Source organism: Paucibacter sp. TC2R-5, from assembly GCF_025717605.1.
Classification (GTDB): Bacteria; Pseudomonadota; Gammaproteobacteria; order Burkholderiales; family Burkholderiaceae_C; genus Paucibacter_A; species Paucibacter_A albus.
Map to the genome: position 1 here is coordinate 95,561 of NZ_JAJIRQ010000010.1, position 19,507 is coordinate 115,067.

Consider the following 19,507-nt stretch of genomic DNA (forward strand, 5'->3'; position numbering starts at 1 on the left):
AGACTGAGCCGATTGGACCCAGTTGTGTCGACAAGGAGTAGAAAAAGATGAATACCGTCAGTCAGCCCAAGCAAGTCGCTCGCAAAACTCAAGGCTTCGCCCTGCGCAGCAGTACACAGGCCGTTTTGCTCGCTCTTGCCGCTCTGCCTGCGTTTGCGCAGCAAGACGATAGCGCCGCTAACAAAAAACTTGAGCGTGTCGAGGTGACCGGTTCGGCGATCAAACGGCTTGCCGACGAAACAGCGCTGCCCATGCAGGTCATCACCCGCGCTGACATCGTCAAGCAAGGGCTGACCACGGCGTCAGAAATCGTCAGCCGCATCAGCGCTGCGACCAACAATATGACCGACGGCGGCAGCATTGGCTACGGCGGATTTCGAGATCAGATGGGCATGAACGCCGCGAACTTGCGCGGCCTCGGCGTGTCGTCCACCTTGGTGCTGCTGAATGGCCGGCGCATGGCCAACTTCGCCTCGCCGGGCGACTCCTCCGGGGTGGACCTCAACACGATTCCCGCCGCTGCGATTGAGCGGGTTGAGGTCTTGCTGGACGGTGCCTCAGCCATTTACGGCAGCGACGCGATTGGTGGCGTGATCAATTTCATCACCCGCAAGGACTACACCGGCATTGAGCTCAACGCCAGCTATGGCAACACCTCAGAGGGCGGGGCCAGCAAGACGACCGCCTCGATCGGCGCTGGCTTGGGCGACGCCGACCGCGACGGCTTCAACATCTTCGCCGTGCTGGATCTCCAAAAGACCGGCAGCCTGAATGCCAATCAACGCCAGTTCATCACCGACTTGGATATTCCAGGTCGCCTGCCAGACCTGCTGTCCAGCTTCACCTTCCCTGGCAATATGCGACTGAGCGGCAGCCAGCGCGATTCGCTGATTGATGACAAGTTCTCCACCAATGGCAAAGCCGTCATCGACAGCAGGACCGTCAACCCGGCAGCCGCCAAGGGCTGCAACCCGCCCGCAAATCTGTATCTTCCGGACGGCATCGGCGGCATCGACGGTTGCACCTATGACTACATGCGCGACATCGAGCTTTACCCGAAGTCCGAGAAATCCAGCTTCTTCGGCCGTGGTGTGCTCAATCTGGGCGGCGGGCATCAGTTCTTTGCCGAGGCCGCACTGAACCGAGCCAAAACGCTGTACGCCGGCACCCCCAATCGCATCACCGCCGATATGGATGTGTCCAAGGTTCCCTCTTTGGCAGGCACCAGTTTGAGCAAGCTCGACGCCGACGCCGAAGACCGCATCATTTCCGTACGCACCCGGCTGGGCGAAGCCGGCCTGCGCACCAGCGAGCTGGTGTCGACGGGGCAACGCTATGTAGCGGGGGTCAACGGCACAGCCGCCAATTGGGACTATGAGCTGGCCTATAACCACAGCCTCAGCACCGTGTCCGACCGCAACTATCAGGGCTATTTGAACGAGCAAATGATTCGCGACGGCTTTGCCAGCGGCAAGCTCAATGCCTTCGGGCCGTCCAACGCGGCCGGCTTGGCCTTGTACGACCAAGCGCAGATACGCGGTGAGGTGCGCCACGCCAAGGGCACGATGGACAGCGTGGATTTCAAGGCCTCGCGCGCGATCTACGCACTGCCCGGCGGCGACTTGGCGCTGGCCTTGGGCGGCGAGTACCGTCGCGAGAAGCAGGACTATCACCAGTCCGAGGCCTTGGCCAAAGACTTGATCCTCGGTGAAACCTCGCAAGGTCCGGACGCAGACTTTGGCCACTCACGCAAGGTCGGGGCCGTCTTTGCCGAAATCAATGCCCCCATCACCAAAGAGCTGGAGTTGCAAGCCGCCATGCGCTACGAGCGCTACCAGGTGTCGGGCAATGCCAGCAGCCCCAAGCTGGGCCTGAAGTATGTGCCGATGAAAGAGTTGCTGCTGCGCGCCTCGGCAGGTGCGGGCTTCCGTGCGCCAAGCTTGTCGGATCTCTACCGTCCTGTCACAGAGGGCAGTTCAGGCACTGTTGTAGATCCGGTCTGCATGGCGCTCGATCCCAGCAACACGGTCACCGATTGTTCGGAGGGCTGGACCACGCTGAACTTCAGCAACGCCAAACTCAAGCCAGAGAAGTCCAGGCAGTTTTCGCTCGGAGCGGTCCTGGAGCCCAGGGCCGGCATGACGCTCAGCCTGGACTACTGGAATATCGAGAAAAGGGACCTGATCAGCTCGCTGGGCGTCGACACCATTTTGGCCAACCTCGACAAATACGGCCACCTCGTGCACCGCGATGAAGACAGCGTGATCGACCACATCGACCTGATCAAGGAAAACCGCGGCAAGCAAAAAATCAACGGTGTGGATCTGGGCGTGGCCCTGAGCGGTCTGAAGAGCGGCTTCGGCACCTGGGGCCTGCACCTGAACGGCACCTGGACGCTGAACTCCGAGCAACAGACCAGCAACGACGACCCGTTCTATAGCAACCTCGGCCATTTCGTCAACGACGGCGTCGTGCAGCGCTGGCGCCATACCGCCAGCCTGGACTGGAGTGAAGGCAATTTTGGCGCGACTCTGACCAATAGCTACCTGTCAGGCTACACGGACCAAAGCATCGTCGGCAAGGTCGATCGCAAGGTGAAGGAATATTCGCTGTGGGACCTGACCGGTTCATGGGCCGTCAATTCGGCGCTCACCATGCGCGCCGGCGTGAAAAATCTGCTCGACACCTCGCCCCCGTTCTCGCAACAGGCTTGGTTCTTCCTGTCCGGCTATGACCCCAGCTACACCGACCCCCGGGGGCGCTTCCTGTTCCTCAGTGCGCAATACAAATTCCGCTGAAGCGATTGGGCGCCGCGCTGCCTTGGGCTGGCTCGGCAGCCTAGCGCTGCGCCCAACCTGGGCCCAAGGTGGGGAAGTTCCGCTTGATCTGATTCGGCAGTTGCAGGGGCCAATCCCCGCGCTGCTGCAGGAGCTGCATGTACCCGGCACGGCCTTGGTTCTGTTGCGCCAAGGAAAGCCGGTGTGGTCGGCTCAGTTCGGTCAGTCCGAAGCGGGCACGGCCAAGCCAATTCAAGCCGACACCGTCTTTGAAGCCGCGTCTTTGAGCAAACCTCTGTTTGCCTATCTGGTGCTGCAAACGGTGCAGGCCGGGCAGCTAGCCCTGGACCGCCCGGTGATGCATTACCTGCCGCAGGAGGTCTTCAAGCCGCAGCAAGATTGGCAGCGCTTGATCACCGCCCGCATGCTTTTGACGCATCAATCGGGCCTGCCCAACTGGCGCAGCGACGAGGATGAGCGGACCGTCTCGCTGCGCATCGCCTTCGAGCCCGGCCAGCGCTTCAACTACTCGGGCGAAGGCTATTTCTATTTGCAGCGGGTGCTTGAGGCGATCTGGGGCGAAGCCTTGCAGACCAGGGCCGAACAGCAACTCTTCAAACCACTGGGCATGCGGCACAGCGGTTTCGTACTGACGCCGCAACTGGACGGCTTGCGGGCCCGCGGCCACGACGCTCAGGGTCGGGTCCTACCGGCCCAAGCGTACAAGGAAGCGAACGCCGCCTATACGCTCTACACCACCGCTGCGGACTACGCCTTGTTTCTGGCCGAGATGTTGAACACGGATCGCAGCGGCAGCCATTCGTTGAACGCCGCCAGCCTACAAGCGATGCTGGCCCACGCCACCCCCGCCACCGACCGCGCGCCCATTGCCAGGCCCGGTCTGGCCCAAGGTTTGGCGGTGTTTTGGGGCCTGGGTTGGGGCATCAACACGACGGCGCAGGGCGATATCAACTATCACACCGGCACCAACAGCAGCGGCTTTCGCAACTACTGCCAGTTTTCACCCAGCCAACAGACCGGCTTCGTCATCCTGAGCAATGGCCTGAACGGCAATCAACTTTGGATGCGCCTCATGGGGGAGTTAGGTGGTCGGTCGTGACCGACTCGAACAGACGAAATCAGAGGCCGGTTTTCTCGTTCGCCTCTTTGATAACGACATTCTCCGATGGCCGTGGTGCCTTGCGCGGAATACGCGAGCCGGTGACAAAATCTTGCTCTCCGTTGGCCACGCCTACCGATGGCGCTTGACCCGGCTTTGCATCATTCACCGCACAGCCCTGCAGAGCCACAAAGGACAGCATGGCGAGCGCAGCGCCCATTGAAAATTTACTCATCATTTTCTCCCTGAAGATCACATATCTAAGCGACGTGCTTGACCGCTGTGCAAAGCTCTTTTTTGGTTCATGCTTTGTCGTCTAGGGTCGCAGCGTCATGAGGCCCACTTGCAGCGAGCGCCTGCCCCAACTATTACCGGCGGCCGAGCCTAACAGGGCGCTCACCGGACCGGGGAATGCCGAAAGTCACACCTCAATCAAACAGCCTTTAGGTGTCGCCTATCCCCAGCTCGCTCACTATCCGCTGCACCAATGCCTTCAGGCTTTCCAGCTCGGCATTCATGCGCTGCTGCTCTGCACGCAAAAAGGCGATCTCTTCGTCGCGCGGCAGCGCGCTAACGCTTGAGTCTTGCTGCACCTCGCCACATAGAAGATGAGCCCAACGCGCTTCCCGCGCGCCCGGCGCACGCGCCAGCTTGACCACATAGGCGGGCCGCGTCTCGGTCTTTTCGGCCAACTCTTCCAGAAAGCCTTCGACCGAAGACAGATCGGCAAAACGGTGCAGGCGCTCGGTGTGCAGGCGCAATTCGGCCGTGGTGAGCGGCCCGCGCAACATCAGCAAGGTCAAACAGGCCAGCGCCGCACCCGGCACGCCCAAGCCCCGCGCACCGTTGTGCTCAAAGCGCAGCACTCGGTTGCCACTGACAGTGTTGACCAAATGCATGGACTTCAATTCTTCCAGCGCCTGCAGCACATCGGGCTCGGCCGCGTTCATGACCGGCTCACGCGCAGTTTTCTGATTGCAGCCCATGGTCAAGGCGTTCAGAGAGAGCGGATAACTATCGGGCACGGTGGCGGCTTTCTCGACCAGCACCGCCAGCACACGCGCCTCCAGCGCGCTCAAGGTTCGCAAGCTCATAGGGGTTCTGATTTAGACGCCAAAGCCATCATCGGCTTGAATGATCGCGCCATTGATGAAGTGACTCTCGTTGGCGCACAGCATCAGCAGCGAGGTATCCAGATCCTGCGGCTGGCCGACCCGCTTGCGGGGCAGCAACTCAATCAGTTTCTTGCCCTGCTCGGTGCCCCAGTGGTGGTGATTGATCTCGGTGTCGATATAGCCGGGGCAGATCGCGTTGACATTGATGCCGTACTTGCCCCACTCCAGCGCCATGGCCCGCGTCATATGAATGACGGCCGCCTTGCTCATCGAATAGACGCCGATCTGGCTCAGCACGCGCAAGCCCGCCATCGAGGCGATATTGACGATGCGCCCGCCAATAAAAGTGCCCGGCGAGCTGCCCTTGGCACGCCCCAACATGCGCTTGCCCACCTCTTGCGCGACGAAGAAGGCGCCGCGCACATTGGTGTCCATCACATAGTCGTAGTCGTCCCCGCTCACCTCGGTCAGCTTTTGAGTGGTGCTGACGCCGGAGTTATTGACCAGGATGTCTATCGTGCCGACCTCGGTCTCGGCATGCGCCACCGCTGACTTGATGCTGTCCAGGTCGGTCACGTCCAGCGTCACCACATGGGCATCGCCGCCATTGCCTTCGATTTCGCTGCGCAAGGTCTTCAGGCGCTCGGTGCGCCGCCCGGCCAAGACCACGCAGGCGCCGGCTTGCGCCAGGGTCTTTGCAAACTGGGCACCAAGGCCACTGGAAGCGCCGGTGACGAGGGCCACGCGGCCCGACAAATCAATGCTATAGCTCATGCTCATTCCTCCTGAATCGCTGTGGGCAAGATTAGCACGCTGGCCGCTGGACTCAAGCGCTTGACTCGACGGCGAATTTCCTAGACTCACTTCACCAATCAAAAAAAGCACGATCGTTCTTTTTTTAATTCTGCCCAGTAGAATGCGGCCCAATTAGTCAGCCACGGGTGGGCGCAGGCAGTCGGGCGCCCACAACCGAAAATCAAGCCAAAGGATGAACATGACCAGCTCAGAGTTGATTGCTCAATACGGCCCGCGCGACAGCATGGACTATGACGTCGTCATCGTCGGCGGCGGCCCCGGCGGCTTGGCCGCCGCAATCCGCTTGAAGCAGTTGGCGGCCGCGCAGAGCCGAGAGTTGTCCGTCGTGGTGTTGGAGAAGGGCTCGGAGCCCGGCGCGCACATCCTCTCGGGTGCCGTGATGGACCCGCGCGCGCTGACCGAACTCCTGCCCAATTGGGAGCAACTCGGCGCGCCGCTGAAGCAGGCGGTTACTGCCGATGAGGTGTTGTTCCTTAACGAAACCGGCGCCACCAACACCCCGCATTGGCTGATCCCCGAGTGCTTCCACAACCAGGGCAACTATGTCATCTCGCTGGGCGCTGTGACCAAATGGCTGGGTGAACAGGCAGAAAGCTTGGGCGTTGAAATCTTCCCCGGCTTCAGCGCCGCCGAAATCGTCTACGGCGACGACGGCTCGGTGCGCGGCATTGCCACCGGCAATTTGGGCGTTGGCAAGGACGGCGCGCCGCACGACGGCTTCCAACTCGGCATGGAGTTGCTCGGCAAGTACACCATCTTTGCCGAAGGCGCACGGGGCCATCTGGGCAAGCAGCTGATCGCCAAGTTCGGCCTCGATGCGGGCAAAGACCCTCAAAGCTATGCGCTGGGCATCAAAGAGCTGTGGGAAGTGCCCGCCGCTCAGGCCAAGCCAGGCCTGGTGGTGCACACCGCCGGCTGGCCCATGGACGGCGACACCTATGGCGGCGGCTTCCTCTATCACCTGGAGGGCAACAAGGTCACGCTGGGCTATGTGGTCGGCCTCGACTACAAGAACCCCTGGCTCTCGCCTTTCGAGGAGATGCAGCGCTGGAAGACTCACCCCAGCATCCGCGCCCATCTGGAAGGTGGCAAGCGCCTTGGCTACGGCGCCCGCGCCATCACCGCCGGTGGCCTGCTGTCGCTGCCCAAGACGGTATTCCCTGGCGGCGCCCTGGTCGGCTGCGACGCCGGCTACCTGAATGCTTCGCGCATCAAGGGCAGCCATGCCGCCATCAAGAGCGGCATGCTGGCCGCCGAGGCTGCTTTTGAAGCCGTCGGCGCCGGCCGTCAACATGACGAGTTAGCGGCCTACCCGGCTGCGTTCGAGCAAAGCTGGCTGCATGCAGAGCTGAATCAGGCGCGCAATTTCAAGCAATGGTTCAAGAAGGGCAATACCGTCGGCACCTTGATGACCGGCATCGAGCAATGGCTGCTGCCCAAACTCGGCATCAAGAGCCCACCTTGGACGATTCACCGCACGGTACCCGACCATCTCTATCTGAAGCCCGCCGCCGAATGTGCCAAGATTGATTACCCGAAACCGGACGGCAAGCTCACCTTCGATCGCCTGTCCTCGGTGTTCATCTCCAACACCAACCACGAAGAGAACCAGCCGGCGCATTTGACGCTGAAGGATGCGGCGGTACCGGTGAGCATCAATTTGGCCAAGTTTGCCGGGCCGGAGAGCCGCTATTGCCCTGCCGGCGTCTATGAGTTCATCAAGACCGATGCCGGCGCTGACAGGCTGCAGATCAACGCGCAGAACTGCGTGCATTGCAAGACATGCGACATCAAGGACCCGACGCAAAACATCGTCTGGGTCACGCCCGAAGGCGGCGGCGGACCGAACTACGCGGGCATGTAAGCGCCGGATGGTCAGGAAGGTGGTGTCAGGAGCCCGGCCCAAGGCATAGCCCGGCCATCGGCAAGCTAAAGCTTGCCTGTGCGGCGACAATGCGCCGCCCCTACTCCCTGAGCATTGTTTATATGCGCCACCTGCGCCTCACCCTCCACTCCGTTCTCTTCAGCGCGTCGGCACGCCCGCTGTGGCGCCTGGTTTTGCTCTTGCTGCTGGTGTTCATCAGCTATATGGCCTTGTCGCCAGCGCCGCCCAAAAGCCTGGGCAGCAGCTGGGACAAACTCAATCACGCGATGGCCTTCGCCAGCCTGGCTTTTTGTGGACATTGGAGCTTGAGCAGCGGGCGCGCTCGCTGGATAGCGCTGCCGCTGGCTCTTTTGGCCTATGGCGGCGCGATTGAGCTGCTGCAACTCAATATTCCTGGGCGTGACGGCGAATGGGCCGACTTGCTCGGCGACGCGGTCGGCATCATCATCGGCCTGGCTGCGGCCGTGGCCTTGCAGCGCTTAGCGAAGCGGCCCAGCTAGATTCCCCGGTTTCACGCAGCCTACGCAAATATAGGCTACCGTAGTGGCGCCCCGCCTCTTGGAGATTGATGCGTGAAACCCAGCCCTGCAGATGACTGCGCCCGCAACACCGACCGCAGCAGCATGGCGCCGGCGCAGCGCAGCGAACTTCTGATCCGCCTGCAAGCCACCCGCCGACATACCGAGCACTTGGCCGCGCCGCTGTCACCCGAGGATCAAGCGCTGCAGTCCATGCCGGACGCCAGCCCGACCAAATGGCATCAAGCCCACACGACTTGGTTTTTTGAAACCCTGGTCTTGCGGCCTTGGGCGCGAGACTACCAAGTCTTCGATGCGCGCTTCGCGCAGCTGTTCAACTCCTACTACGAATCGCTCGGTCCGCGTCACCCGCGACCCCAGCGCGGCCTGCTCAGCCGCCCGGCACTGAGCGAGATCCAAGCCTACCGCGCCCATGTCGACCGCGCCTTGGTCGACATGGTTCTGCAGGCCGATGCCGACAGCTGGGCCCAAGCCCGCCCGCTTTTAGAGTTGGGCCTGCAGCATGAGCAACAGCACCAAGAGCTGATTTTGAGCGACATCTTGCATGCCTTCAGTCTCAACCCGCTTGCGCCGGCCTATCGCGCACCGGAGCATCCAGCGCAAGTGCCTACCAGCTACGGCGCAACCACAATGCAATGGCTGACCCATCCTGGTGGGCTTGTCAACGTTGGCGCGCCAGCGGACGGCTTTTCCTTTGACAACGAAGGCCCGCGCCATGCGGTGCAGTTGACCGGCTTCGAGATCGCCAGCCGCTTGGTGAACTGCGGGGAATTCGCCGCCTTCATCGAAGACGGGGGCTATCGCAAAGCTGGCCTTTGGCTCGCGGACGGCTGGGCCCTGGCGCAAGCCCAGGGCTGGCAGCAGCCCAGCTACTGGCGCAAGCATGCGGACGGCTCGTGGCGCGTGTTTGGCTTGGCGGGTGAGCAGGCGCTGGACCCGCAAGCGCCGGTCATGCAGCTGAGCTTTTACGAAGCGGCAGCCTATGCCGAATGGGCCGGCGCACGCCTGCCGACCGAGTTCGAATGGGAAGCCGCCGCCGCTGACCTGAGCGGCCTAAGCCAACTGGATGACCAAGCTTGGCAATGGACCCACTCGGCCTACCACCCCTACCCTGGCTTCAGGCCCTGGGCCGGCGCGGTGGGGGAATACAACGGCAAATTCATGGTGGGCCAAGTGGTGCTGCGCGGCGGCAGCCTGGCCACACCGCGCGGCCACGCCCGGCCCAGCTACCGCAATTTCTTTCCACCGCATGTCCGCTGGCAATTCAGCGGCCTGCGGCTGGCACGAGACCTCTCAGACAGCCAAGGCAAGACATGACCCCCGTCCCATTTTTGAAGATCGTCGAAAAGTCGGGGTTTGCGGCTGACTTGCACAGCGCCTTGGCCCAGCAGCCGCGTCATATTTCGCCCAAGTACTTCTACGACGACATGGGCTCGGCCTTGTTCGAGCAAATCTGCGCGCTGCCCGAGTATTACCCCACGCGCACCGAGCTGGCACTGCTGCGTCTTCACGGCGCCGAGATGGCCGAATTGATCGGGCCGCAGGCGCAGCTGATCGAGTATGGCGCAGGAGCCTTGAACAAGGTGCGACTCTTGCTGGCGCGCATGCTGCGGCCACATGGTTTCGTTCCCATCGATATCTCGGGCCCCCATCTCTTGCAGGCCTGCGCCGCGCTGCAGGCCGAGCATCCGCTGCTGAACATTCAGCCGGTGGTGGGAGACTTCACCCAAGCGGTCGATCTGCCTGGCGCGCCAAGTCGAGGCGAGGGCCAGCGTGTCGGCTTTTTCCCCGGCTCCAGCATAGGCAACTTCACACCGACGCAGGCGCTGGAGTTCTTGGCCCTGACGGCCGAGCAACTGCGCGGCGGCGGCCTCTTGATCGGCGTCGATCTGATCAAGGACCCGGACCTGCTGCACGCCGCCTACAACGACAGTCAAGGCCTGACCGCGCGCTTCAACCTCAATCTGCTGGAGCGCGCGCGGCGCGAGCTGGGCTGCGAGTTTGCGGCCGATGGCTTTCGGCATAGCGCATTTTTTAACGCGCCATTGCAGCGCATAGAGATGCACTTGATGAGCATGCGCAGTCAAGTCCTGAGCCTGCAAGGAATCGACTACGCTTTCGAAGCGGGCGAGACCTTGCACACCGAAAACTCCTACAAATACAGCATCCCCGGCTTTAGAGCCTTGGCCGAGAAGGCCGGCTACCGCGCCGGGCCGGTCTGGACCGATGCGCAAAACTGGTTCAGCCTGCATTGGCTGCAGGCGCCGGCCGGCTGAAATCCACAGCAGCCCCCTGTCACCAAGCCTTCACACAAGTCAGCAATGCTCAGCGTCGCGGCATGTCGCCGTAACCCTTGATCTGAATGGAAGTGCAAGCCATGAGCAACGAGCAAACGCTGGACCTGCCTGTAGACAATGCAGCGCATCTGCAAGACGAGTTCCATGACGAGGAACTGGACTCAATCGGCGACCACCACCGCATGGCGGCTCATCACTTTTCACTCGCCGCCGAGCACCATATTGCGGCGGCCGCTGCCGATGACGATGGCGACGATGAGAGCAATGCGCGACATGCCTATCTGGCCTACCGCCACCAACTCAATGCAGTGCAATACGCCGAGATCGCCGCGCTCGACAACGACTGCCTGGACGATGCGATCGAAGGCTAATTGAACTGTTTGAGCTGACCTTTCAGCAGACAAAAAAAGACCTGTGAAACGGCCCGCATTGGTGTTTGAGCCGGTTCACAGGTAGCCATGAAGGTCTGAATTGATGCGGTTAACTGAGCAGTAAGGCCGCATCGGTCGGGCACCTGAGGCACCCTAGGTCTTTTTTAAGAATTCCTCGCTTCCCTGTTTCGTCGCTTCGCAACTATTTCCCCGACTTGTTCAAACTGGCCTGCATCCTGCTCGCCGCCTCTGCAGGGCTGAGTTTTCCGGCCAGCACCAGGCTATGGACCGCCCAAAAATCAGACTCCAAGCTCGGCCGCCCACGGTTGAGAATCTGCGCATTCAGGCGGATCGTCGATGCACAAGACTTGCGCCAATCCATCATCTGTTTGGCCACGGGATCCAGCACCGGCACAAGATGGTTGGACAGGCTGAAAAAACCCGTCACCTTGTTGGTGTAGAGGTCGGCAAACTCTTGCGACGCCATCCAGGTCAAGAACTTGTAGGCCTCCTCCTTGTTTTTGGAGCGGGGGTTGATGCCAATGCCGATGTCCGAATGGTCGGAGATATGGCAGGCCGCACCGGGCTTGGGCACCGGCGGCGGGAAGGCACCAAAGTCCAGGCTTTGCGCCCTTATCGGCCCGATATCCCAGGAGCCGGCCGGATACACCGCTGCACGGCCAAGGCCGAACAAGCTTTGCGAGTCGGCATTCGTCTGCGTCGCAGCACCCTTGCTCAGATAGGGCTGCAGCCTGGCCATCAAAGCCCAAACATCGACGAATTCGGCATCGGTGAGCTTTTTCTTGCCTGCGATCAGCCCTTTGCGGCCGGCCTCGCCCTGCCAATAGGCGGGGCCCATGCCATTGAAGATGACCTGATGCGTTTCCCATTGATCGGCCAGTCCAAGCGCCAGCGGTGTGTACTTACCCTGAGCCTTGACGGTATCCAGCAGCTTGAAAAACTCCGCCTCGGTGCCGGGCGGCTGCAGGTTCAGTTCGGCGAAGATTTTTTTGTTGTAGAAAAAGCCATGGATCACCGAGGCAATCGGCATGCAATAGGTTTCGCGCCCATCATCGGTTTGCCAGGCCAGCTTGGCCGAGGCCGGGAAGTCATCCAATTGGCTGCGGCCTTGGCCGTCCAAACGCTCAAGCAAGCCTTTTTTGTACAAGTTCAGCGAGGCGTCAAAAGGGCGGCAGGTGATCAGGTCGCCCGCCGTCCCGGCGCTCAAGCGCTGCTGCAGGCCGGCGTCATACTCGGTCGGCGCCGTCGGCACGAACTTGACCGCCGTACCCGGATTCTTGCGCTGGAAGGCTGGAATCAACACCTCCTCCCACAAGACCTTGTCGTCAACCCGCCAACTCTCTATCGTCAGCGCAGCCGCCCGCAGCGTCGACGGCAACAGGGCCGCGCCGACGCAAAACAAAAAGCAGGCCAGACGAAAGTGCTTAGGCATTGGGGTCGTTCGACTCACAACTGATGAAGATGGGTTCGAGGTTCACAGCAAACAGGCCACACCATAGTCAAGCCACCCCTGTAACGCAATCAAAGCGCCGCCCTGAACGCCCGGCGCAAAGCGCGCACAAGGAAACAGCAAAAGCTAACGTCATATTCAGTCTGATTTCGGCGGCCAGCGGCAGTCCTCCACGGCCGGCGCACAATCAGCGGCTGCGCATCGATTTGAACGCCTTGTGACGGCGAATCTGTGGTGCGCAGGCGTCGTGTTACGTTTTTTAACGTGGGCCAGATGCCGCTATTCATGGGGGAGGTGAGCCGAATAGCCCCGGCAGACAGTTCAGCCCAGCGAAACCCCCAATCGCCAAGCCACCCAGGCGCCCCTGACAATTGTCACAAGCGCCCAATCCTCTGCCTGCTTTGACTTACACAACATCACCGAAGTCCAACGATTCTTTGGCTTGGGGCCTTTCGCCCCAGGGCAAGATGGCTCGCATGTTTGCTTTGCTCGCATTGGCTTTGCCCACAGTTGCTCCCCTCGGCTTGATCGCTGCCGCGCCCGGCAGTTGGGCAGCGCCTGCGCCGACCGCAAGCACCGACAGCGCAGGCGAGCTCAATGTCCTGCATTGGTGGACCTCGGCCAGCGAGCGTGCCGCAGCGGACCATGTGGCAGCCCGCATGAGCGAGTTGGGACTGCGCTGGGTTGACGGCGCGGTGGCGGGAGGCGGCGGCGGGCCGGCCATCAAGGTGCTCAACGAGCGCACGCTGCGCGGCATGGCACCCAAGGTGGCGCAGCTGAACGGTCAAGCCACCATCGAATGGGCCGAAATGGGCTTGCTACTGGAGCTTGACGGCGTCGCCAAGCGACGCCAATGGGCGCGCACCATGTTCCCGCAGGTGACGGCGCAGCTGAATGTGCGCGAGCATGTTGTCGCCGCACCGCTGGGCATTCACCGCATCAACAACCTCTATCTGAACAAGGCCGTGTTTCGCCGGCTCAATATCGAGCTACCCAATCATTGGAGCGGGCTGCAAGCGGCCGCCGTGGCCCTGCGCGCCGCCGGCGTCACACCGGTCGCCTTCAGCGACGAGCCTTGGCAGGTGGCTACCGTTTTCGAAACCCTGCTGCTGGCCGAGGCGGGGCCGGCGCTGTACCGCAGGATGGTCGAACAGCGCGACCCGCAGGCCTTCAATGACCCGTCGGTGGAGCGCGCATTTCAGAGGCTGCGCGACTGGCGCAATCTGGCGGCAGGCCCGGGCGAGCGCCCTTGGACTCAACTGGTGGCCGACTTTGCCGCCGGGCGCGCGGCGATGTTGATCATGGGTGACTGGGCGCGTGGCGAGTTGGGCACGCTGGGCCTGGAAGGCGGGCGCGACTTTGCCTGTCAGGCCGTGCCGGGCACCAGCGGCGTTCACCAGTTCAGCATCGACACCCTGGCCATGCTGGCCGGCAATTACAGCGCCCAGGCCGAACAAGAAAAGATGGCCGAGCTGCTCGGCAGCGCGACCTTGCAACTGGGCTATAACCGCATCAAAGGTTCGGTGCCGGTGCGCCGCGATGTGCCGGTCGATGAGCTGGACTATTGCGCCCAGCAGTCTTACCAGCTGTTCGCCAACCCGGCCACCGCACGCGTGCCCAGCTTGGTACACCGCATGGCTTTTGATGAGGTCGGCAAAAACGCCTTCATCGAGACCGTCCACCGCTTTGCACTGGACCCCAAACAAACACCCGCCGCAGCGCAGCGCAAATTGCAGGGTCTGCTGCGCGCTCTTGGCCCGAAATCCATGAAATCTGTGCAAGCGACACCATGACCCGTACGATCTTGATCGTTGATGACGACCAGAAAATCCGCACCCTGCTGAAGACCTATCTGGAGAAAAACCAGTACGAGGTCCGCTTGGCGCACGACGGCGCCAGCTTTCTGGCCGAGTTCGAGCGCTTCAAGGACGAAATAAGTCTGTGCATTCTGGACGTCATGCTGCCCGACACCGAGGGCTTTGCGCTGTGCCAGGCGGTGCGCAAGCGCTCCGATGTGCCGGTCATCATGCTGACCGCCAGCGCCGATGAGACCGACCGCATCGTAGGTCTTGAGCTCGGCGCTGATGATTACATCGGCAAGCCCTTCAACCCGCGCGAACTGCTCGCCCGCATCAAGGCCATCCACCGGCGCTCGGGCCAGGACCGCGGTCAGACGGCGCGCTACTTCCGTTTCAACGGCTTTTGCCTGGACATTCTGGAGCGCAGCCTGATCGACCCGAGCGGCGAAGCCTCGGCCTTGTCGGGCATGGACTTTCAGCTGCTCAAGCTCTTGGTCGAGCATCCCGGCGAAGTGCTGGACCGTAGCCGCCTGGCCGAAGTCACACGCGGGCGCGACCTCGGCCCGCTGGACCGCTCGCTCGACGTGCAAGTCAGCCGCCTGCGTCAACGCCTGCATGACGACGGCAAGCAACCGGCACTGATCAAGACCGTTCGGGGTTCAGGTTACGTCTTTTCCACCACGGTCACGTCGGGCCATGCGCCGTGAGCCTGAGCGGGCGATGACGGTGGGCGGGTCTGCGGGCCATAGTTCAGGAACGGTGGGCGGGCGCGGCTGGCTGCAGCGCTTTGTCGCCTTCTTGTTTGACAGCCTGCAAGGCCGCTTTGTGCTGGCCATGTTGGGCAGCCTGGTACTGGTGCAGCTCTTGATCAATCTGCTTTGGTACAAGCAGCTGGAGCAACGCACCACCCGGCAAACCGAGCTGGCCGCCCACCATGTTGCCAGCGGCGCACTAGGCGCCTTGCGCGCGCTGCGTGAGCTGCCGGCCACTTACCGGCCGCTCTTGATCGAGCAGCTGCGCACCATGGGCGGCACGCGCTTTCTGGTGTTTTTCAATAACGCCGAAGTTGCAGTGCAGCCCTTGCCCGAGCAGGCCTTGGCGCGCCTGCTGGAAAATCGGGTACGCCAAGAGCTGCTCAATCAGTTGGCGCCAGGGACGCGGCTGCGCGTCACGCTGGCCTCGCCAGTGGGCTTGAAGGTCGCGCCCAGCGGGGCCTTGCTCGCCGATCTGCCCGACAGCTGGGTCGACCCCTCGCTGCTGGATGCCGAGCGCCCTGCCCCGTTCCTGGTGATTCAAGCGGAAACCGAACCCGGCCAGTGGCTCTACCTGAGCAGCGCCATGCCCGACCCCTATTTTCTGGAGCAGCTGGAATTTTTCACCTGGCAGCGGATAGTGCCGCAGTTGCTCACACTGGGCCTGGCCCTGCTGATGACGCTGATCACCGCGCGCGCCCTGACCAGCCCTTTGCGGGGCTTGAGTCGGGCGGCGGCGCGAGTCGGGCGGCGCGCCAACCCCAAGCCCTTGACCGTCACCGGCACGGCCGAAGTGCGTCGCGCGATCGAGGCCTTCAACGAGATGCAGGAGCGCATACGGCGCTACCTGAGTGACCGCGAACGGCTGTTCGCCTCGATCTCGCATGACCTGCGCACGCCCATCACCCGGCTGCGCCTGCGTAGCGAGTTACTTGACGACCTGGCCGTGCAAGATGAGTTTCATGAGGACTTGGACGAACTCGACATGATGGTCAAGACGGCGCTGCAAATCGTCAAGGACACCGACATCCACGAGAACCGCGTGCCTGTGCGCATCGACCTGGTGCTGCAAAAAATGGTGCGCGACGCCCGCATGGCCGGGCAGCAGATAGAACTGTCGGAGCAACCCTTGACCGTCTTCGGCAAACCCTTGGCGCTCAAACGTGCCCTCGGTAATCTGATCGACAACGCGATGTTCTATGGTGCCAACGCCGGCCATACCGGACTGCACAAAGCCGAGCTCACCATGAGTGAAGGCGCGCCCGGCAGCGCCGAGCAAGGTCAGGTCTTGCTGACCGTACGCGACTTCGGGCCGGGCGTGCCCGACAGCGCTTTGGCCAAGCTGGGCCAACCCTACACCCGCCTGGCCCATGGCGCCAAGATGCGCGAGGAAGGCTTAGGGCTGGGTCTGTCCATCGTGCGCGACATCGTCGCCGACCATGGCGGCGCTTTGCGCTTTCGCAACCATCCGCAGGGCGGCTTCGAGGTGCGCGTGGCCTTGCCTGCTCACCCTGCGCCAGCAGCAACCCCCATCAACACCCCCTGATGCAGCACCAAGCTCCCCAAGAAATCGTCATCATCGGCGGCGGCACGGCCGGCTGGATGGCAGCCAATCTGCTGGCCCATCAATGGCGCAGCCATGGCACCCAGATCACGCTGATCGAGTCCAGCGACATCGGCATCATCGGCGTCGGCGAAGGCTCCACGCCCTATTTGCGCCAGTTCTTCCACCGCCTTGGGATTCAAGAAAGCGAATGGATGCCGGCCTGCAACGCCACGTACAAATGCGGCATCAGGTTCCCGGGCTGGTCGACACAGCCGGGCTACGAGCAATATGTGCACCCCTTCTTCAATCAAGAAGACCTGAAGGTGGGCAGCGAGCTTTTCACCAACGCCCGGCTGCGCCGGCGCGGCACGGCGGCGCAAGCCAACCCGCAGGACTTCTTCATCGCCGCCGAGCTGGCCAGGCAGCGCAAGGCGCCGTTCTATCTGCCGCGCAGCGATGGCCGCCCCGCTCCGGCGACCGACTATGCCTACCACTTCGACTCCGGCCTGCTGGGCGCCTTCCTGAAAAGCCATGCCGCCAAACTCGGCGTTAAACATCAGCTCGACACCGTGGCAAGGGTAGAGCTGAGCGAGACGGGCGACATCGCGCGCCTGCTGATGCACAGCGGCGCCATCGTTAAGGCCGAGCTCTTTCTCGACTGCAGCGGCTTCAAAGGGCTCTTGATCAACGAAGCGCTGGGCGAGCCCTTTGTTTCCTTCAAAGACAATCTTTTCAACGACCGCGCCATCGCCATCCCCAGCAGCTTGAACGAGGAAGAAGACATCCCGTCCGAAACCACGTCCACCGCCCTGCGCAACGGCTGGGTCTGGCAGATTCCACTCAGCAGCCGCTATGGCAATGGTTATGTCTACGCCTCAGACTTTGCCAGCCCCGAGCAGGCCGAGACCGAGCTGCGCCAGCATCTGGGTGCGGCCGCACACAACAAGGAAGCGCGCCACCTGAAGATGCGGGTGGGCCGGGTCGAGCAACATTGGCGCAACAACTGCCTGGCCATAGGCTTGTCGCAAGGCTTTATCGAGCCGCTGGAAGCCACCGCCTTGATGCTGATTCAGTTCTCGGTGGATCTTTTCATTGACCAGATGGAAGCGAGCCAGTTCAGCCGCAGCCGCCAAGCGCAATTCAATCGGCGCATCAATCAAATGTTCGAAGGTGTGCGCGACTATGTGGTGGGCCACTATCAGCTCAATACGCGCCATGACAGCGACTACTGGCGCGCTAATCGCGCGCATCGCCATATCTCAGACCGACTGGCCAGTATTTTGGAAGTCTGGGATCAGGGCGGTGACTTCGAGGCTGAACTGACTCGGCATGGCGAGGCCTTGATGTATATCCGGCCGTCTTGGTATTGTTTATTGGCCGGCATGGGTCGCTTTCCGGCGGATCTGAAGCCTCTGAGCACTGCTCAGCGACAAGAGCTCATGAGCGCTGAACAAGCGCGCGCCGCCCTGACAGACACGGTGACGCAGTTCTACGGACACCGTCAGTATTTGCAACTGCTGAAGTAGGCGAAAGCGAGCGCGCAAAAGCAAAACGCCGCAAAACACAATAAAGGCCTGCGGCGTTTTGCGGGGCTGTCTAGGCCTACTTCCAGCGCCGCATCTTGTGACCCACCAACGCATAGAACAGGATCAGGCCGTAGCAGGGCAGCATCACCCAGTATGCGGCCTGTGAGTTGCCTGCATCGGAGAAATGTCCGTACAACATGGGCAATAAAGCGCCACCGGCAATGCCCATGATCAGCAGGGCGGAGCCGGCTGCCGTGTACTTGCCAAGGCCTTCCAGCGCCAGCGGCCACAACGATGGCCAAACCAAGGCATTGGCAAAACCCAGCAGGGCCAAAAACATCACCGTGTTGGGCACCACCGGCACGCCGGCCCAGCCGAGCAGCGCTTGCGAGAGGCTGGTATCGGTGCTTGAGCTCATGATGATGCCGGCCGTAAACGCGATACCGCTGAGCGCAGACATGAGTAAAGCCGCCTTTTGCGACATCAGCTTGGGGATGGTCAGCACACCTAAGCAATAGCCCAAGACCATGAAACCCATGGTGTAAGAGGTCAGCACGGCAAAGTTTTTGACGCCGAGAGTTTGGCCGTAAAGCCCAATCGTGTCGCCGGCAATCACCTCAACACCGACATAGGCGAACAGCGCCAGCGCGCCCAGCACCACCTGCGGAAACTGGAACACGCCAAACCGGTCGACCTCGGTCTGCGTGCCCTCTTCGTCAAGCGACAACTCGGGCAAAGAGGAGAAGTGAACGACGACCATAAAGCACAGCAAGACCGCCGCCATCACGGCATAGGGGAATACCAGCCGTACAGACAAGTCAGCACGGACCTGCGCGCGCGCGCCAGCATCCAGCGCCGCCAGTGCCGCTTCGGAGTGCATGTCTATGCCTGACAACATCACCGCCGCAAACACCAAGGGCACAACGATGCCCGCCCCCTTGTTGAACAGGCCCATGATGCTGATGCGGGTGGCCGCACTCTCACGCGGGCCGATACAGACGATATAGGGATTGATGGCCGTCTGCATCAGCGTCATACCGGTGGCCAGCGTGAACAGCGCCAGCAAGAAGATGCCGTAATAGCTGGACTTGGCAGCCGGAATGAACAGCATCGCGCCCACAGCCATAACGCCAAGCCCCACTGTCATGCCGTTCTTGTAGCCGATGCGGCTGAGCACGGCGGCCGAGGGCAAGGCCATCACCGTGTAGGCAATGTAGAAGGCGAAGGTCACCCATAGCGCCTGGAAGTTATTCAGATCGCAGACGATCTTCAGAAAGGGAATGAGCGAGCCATTCAACCAGGTCACAAAACCGAGGATGAAGAACATCAGCCCGATGAAGAGCATGGGCAGCAAGACGCTGGGCGCCCGGCTGACCTTTTGGACATTGGTGTTCATGACGGAATCCATAAATTTCAAACACTCCTGCCCCAACACCTGCCGCTAAAGTGCTTGGGCGTGGGCGAGAAAAAAAGCCTCCCTGAGGACGGGGAGG

The 19,507-nt window shown here is 61.7% G+C and carries 16 protein-coding genes; 11 read left to right on the top strand and 5 right to left on the bottom strand.

Annotated features, from left to right (window positions below):
- Positions 1 to 47 precede the first annotated feature (47 nt).
- Together LNV08_RS20850 and LNV08_RS20855 are read left to right on the top strand one after the other, a co-directional pair.
- Positions 48 to 2,798: a TonB-dependent receptor gene (locus tag LNV08_RS20850; RefSeq protein ID WP_263535664.1), complete on the top strand. Its 2,751-nt coding sequence runs from the start codon at positions 48 to 50 to the stop codon at positions 2,796 to 2,798.
- Positions 2,776 to 3,897, top strand: coding sequence for a serine hydrolase domain-containing protein (locus LNV08_RS20855; RefSeq protein ID WP_263535665.1), 1,122 nt, complete (start codon positions 2,776 to 2,778; stop codon positions 3,895 to 3,897). The genes LNV08_RS20850 and LNV08_RS20855 overlap by 23 nt, the downstream gene beginning before the upstream one ends.
- Before the next feature lie 19 nt (positions 3,898 to 3,916).
- On the opposite strand, the gene LNV08_RS20860 is transcribed toward LNV08_RS20855, so the two are convergent.
- The 3 genes from LNV08_RS20860 to LNV08_RS20870 all read right to left on the bottom strand — a co-directional run bounded on the left by LNV08_RS20860 (position 3,917) and on the right by LNV08_RS20870 (position 5,786).
- Positions 3,917 to 4,135, bottom strand: a complete 219-nt coding sequence (locus LNV08_RS20860; protein ID WP_263535666.1) for a hypothetical protein — start codon at positions 4,133 to 4,135, stop codon at positions 3,917 to 3,919.
- Between the two features lie 205 nt (positions 4,136 to 4,340).
- Positions 4,341 to 4,991 (bottom strand): YceH family protein, encoded by a 651-nt coding sequence (locus tag LNV08_RS20865; protein ID WP_263535667.1) that lies wholly within the window; start codon positions 4,989 to 4,991, stop codon positions 4,341 to 4,343.
- 12 nt (positions 4,992 to 5,003) lie between these two features.
- Entirely contained in the window at positions 5,004 to 5,786 is a 783-nt protein-coding gene (locus tag LNV08_RS20870; protein ID WP_263535668.1) for an SDR family oxidoreductase, read from the bottom strand.
- Positions 5,787 to 6,006: 220 nt separating this feature from the next.
- Between LNV08_RS20870 and LNV08_RS20875 the strand changes: the two genes are divergently transcribed.
- The 5 genes from LNV08_RS20875 to LNV08_RS20895 all read left to right on the top strand — a co-directional run bounded on the left by LNV08_RS20875 (position 6,007) and on the right by LNV08_RS20895 (position 10,920).
- Positions 6,007 to 7,692 (top strand): electron transfer flavoprotein-ubiquinone oxidoreductase, encoded by a 1,686-nt coding sequence (locus tag LNV08_RS20875; RefSeq protein ID WP_263535669.1) that lies wholly within the window; start codon positions 6,007 to 6,009, stop codon positions 7,690 to 7,692.
- A gap of 89 nt (positions 7,693 to 7,781) precedes the next feature.
- Positions 7,782 to 8,213, top strand: a complete 432-nt coding sequence (locus LNV08_RS20880; protein WP_263535670.1) for a VanZ family protein — start codon at positions 7,782 to 7,784, stop codon at positions 8,211 to 8,213.
- A gap of 123 nt (positions 8,214 to 8,336) precedes the next feature.
- A complete protein-coding gene (gene egtB / locus LNV08_RS20885; protein ID WP_263535735.1) occupies positions 8,337 to 9,569 on the top strand; it encodes an ergothioneine biosynthesis protein EgtB in 1,233 nt (410 codons plus the stop codon).
- Entirely contained in the window at positions 9,566 to 10,528 is a 963-nt protein-coding gene (gene egtD / locus LNV08_RS20890) for an L-histidine N(alpha)-methyltransferase (protein ID WP_263535671.1), read from the top strand. The genes egtB and egtD overlap by 4 nt, the downstream gene beginning before the upstream one ends.
- 101 nt (positions 10,529 to 10,629) lie before the next feature.
- Positions 10,630 to 10,920: a hypothetical protein gene (locus LNV08_RS20895; RefSeq protein WP_263535672.1), complete on the top strand. Its 291-nt coding sequence runs from the start codon at positions 10,630 to 10,632 to the stop codon at positions 10,918 to 10,920.
- 202 nt (positions 10,921 to 11,122) lie between these two features.
- Here LNV08_RS20895 and LNV08_RS20900 read toward each other — a convergent pair whose 3' ends face one another.
- Entirely contained in the window at positions 11,123 to 12,373 is a 1,251-nt protein-coding gene (locus tag LNV08_RS20900; protein ID WP_263535673.1) for an extracellular solute-binding protein, read from the bottom strand.
- A 494-nt stretch (positions 12,374 to 12,867) separates the two neighbouring features.
- On the opposite strand from LNV08_RS20900, the gene LNV08_RS20905 reads away from it, so the two are divergent.
- The 4 genes from LNV08_RS20905 to LNV08_RS20920 are packed head-to-tail and all read left to right on the top strand — an operon-like array spanning position 12,868 to position 18,014.
- Positions 12,868 to 14,184 carry an ABC transporter substrate-binding protein gene (locus LNV08_RS20905; protein WP_263535674.1) on the top strand — a complete coding sequence of 439 codons (1,317 nt, stop codon included), beginning with the start codon at positions 12,868 to 12,870 and terminating at the stop codon, positions 14,182 to 14,184.
- Positions 14,181 to 14,897, top strand: coding sequence for a response regulator (locus tag LNV08_RS20910; RefSeq protein ID WP_263535675.1), 717 nt, complete (start codon positions 14,181 to 14,183; stop codon positions 14,895 to 14,897). The genes LNV08_RS20905 and LNV08_RS20910 overlap by 4 nt, the downstream gene beginning before the upstream one ends.
- A complete protein-coding gene (locus tag LNV08_RS20915; protein ID WP_263535676.1) occupies positions 14,887 to 16,488 on the top strand; it encodes an ATP-binding protein in 1,602 nt (533 codons plus the stop codon). The genes LNV08_RS20910 and LNV08_RS20915 overlap by 11 nt, the downstream gene beginning before the upstream one ends.
- Positions 16,488 to 18,014, top strand: coding sequence for a tryptophan halogenase family protein (locus LNV08_RS20920; RefSeq protein WP_263535677.1), 1,527 nt, complete (start codon positions 16,488 to 16,490; stop codon positions 18,012 to 18,014). Before LNV08_RS20915 ends, LNV08_RS20920 begins: the two co-directional genes overlap by 1 nt.
- Positions 18,015 to 18,090: 76 nt before the next feature.
- Here the strand turns inward: LNV08_RS20920 and LNV08_RS20925 are convergent, their stop codons facing one another.
- Positions 18,091 to 19,410 carry a sugar MFS transporter gene (locus tag LNV08_RS20925; protein WP_263535678.1) on the bottom strand — a complete coding sequence of 440 codons (1,320 nt, stop codon included), beginning with the start codon at positions 19,408 to 19,410 and terminating at the stop codon, positions 18,091 to 18,093.
- Positions 19,411 to 19,507: the final 97 nt, after the last annotated feature.

Coding starts and splice junctions, on each gene's coding strand:
- egtB (WP_263535735.1), top strand. CDS start 8,337: ATGGCGCCGGCGCAGCGCAGCGAACTTCTGATCCGCCTGCAAGCCACC.
- LNV08_RS20920 (WP_263535677.1), top strand. CDS start 16,488: ATGCAGCACCAAGCTCCCCAAGAAATCGTCATCATCGGCGGCGGCACG.
- LNV08_RS20865 (WP_263535667.1), bottom strand. CDS start 4,991: ATGAGCTTGCGAACCTTGAGCGCGCTGGAGGCGCGTGTGCTGGCGGTG.
- LNV08_RS20905 (WP_263535674.1), top strand. CDS start 12,868: ATGTTTGCTTTGCTCGCATTGGCTTTGCCCACAGTTGCTCCCCTCGGC.
- LNV08_RS20910 (WP_263535675.1), top strand. CDS start 14,181: ATGACCCGTACGATCTTGATCGTTGATGACGACCAGAAAATCCGCACC.
- egtD (WP_263535671.1), top strand. CDS start 9,566: ATGACCCCCGTCCCATTTTTGAAGATCGTCGAAAAGTCGGGGTTTGCG.
- LNV08_RS20860 (WP_263535666.1), bottom strand. CDS start 4,135: ATGATGAGTAAATTTTCAATGGGCGCTGCGCTCGCCATGCTGTCCTTT.
- LNV08_RS20900 (WP_263535673.1), bottom strand. CDS start 12,373: ATGCCTAAGCACTTTCGTCTGGCCTGCTTTTTGTTTTGCGTCGGCGCG.
- LNV08_RS20870 (WP_263535668.1), bottom strand. CDS start 5,786: ATGAGCTATAGCATTGATTTGTCGGGCCGCGTGGCCCTCGTCACCGGC.
- LNV08_RS20925 (WP_263535678.1), bottom strand. CDS start 19,410: ATGAACACCAATGTCCAAAAGGTCAGCCGGGCGCCCAGCGTCTTGCTG.
- LNV08_RS20895 (WP_263535672.1), top strand. CDS start 10,630: ATGAGCAACGAGCAAACGCTGGACCTGCCTGTAGACAATGCAGCGCAT.
- LNV08_RS20880 (WP_263535670.1), top strand. CDS start 7,782: ATGCGCCGCCCCTACTCCCTGAGCATTGTTTATATGCGCCACCTGCGC.
- LNV08_RS20850 (WP_263535664.1), top strand. CDS start 48: ATGAATACCGTCAGTCAGCCCAAGCAAGTCGCTCGCAAAACTCAAGGC.
- LNV08_RS20875 (WP_263535669.1), top strand. CDS start 6,007: ATGACCAGCTCAGAGTTGATTGCTCAATACGGCCCGCGCGACAGCATG.
- LNV08_RS20915 (WP_263535676.1), top strand. CDS start 14,887: ATGCGCCGTGAGCCTGAGCGGGCGATGACGGTGGGCGGGTCTGCGGGC.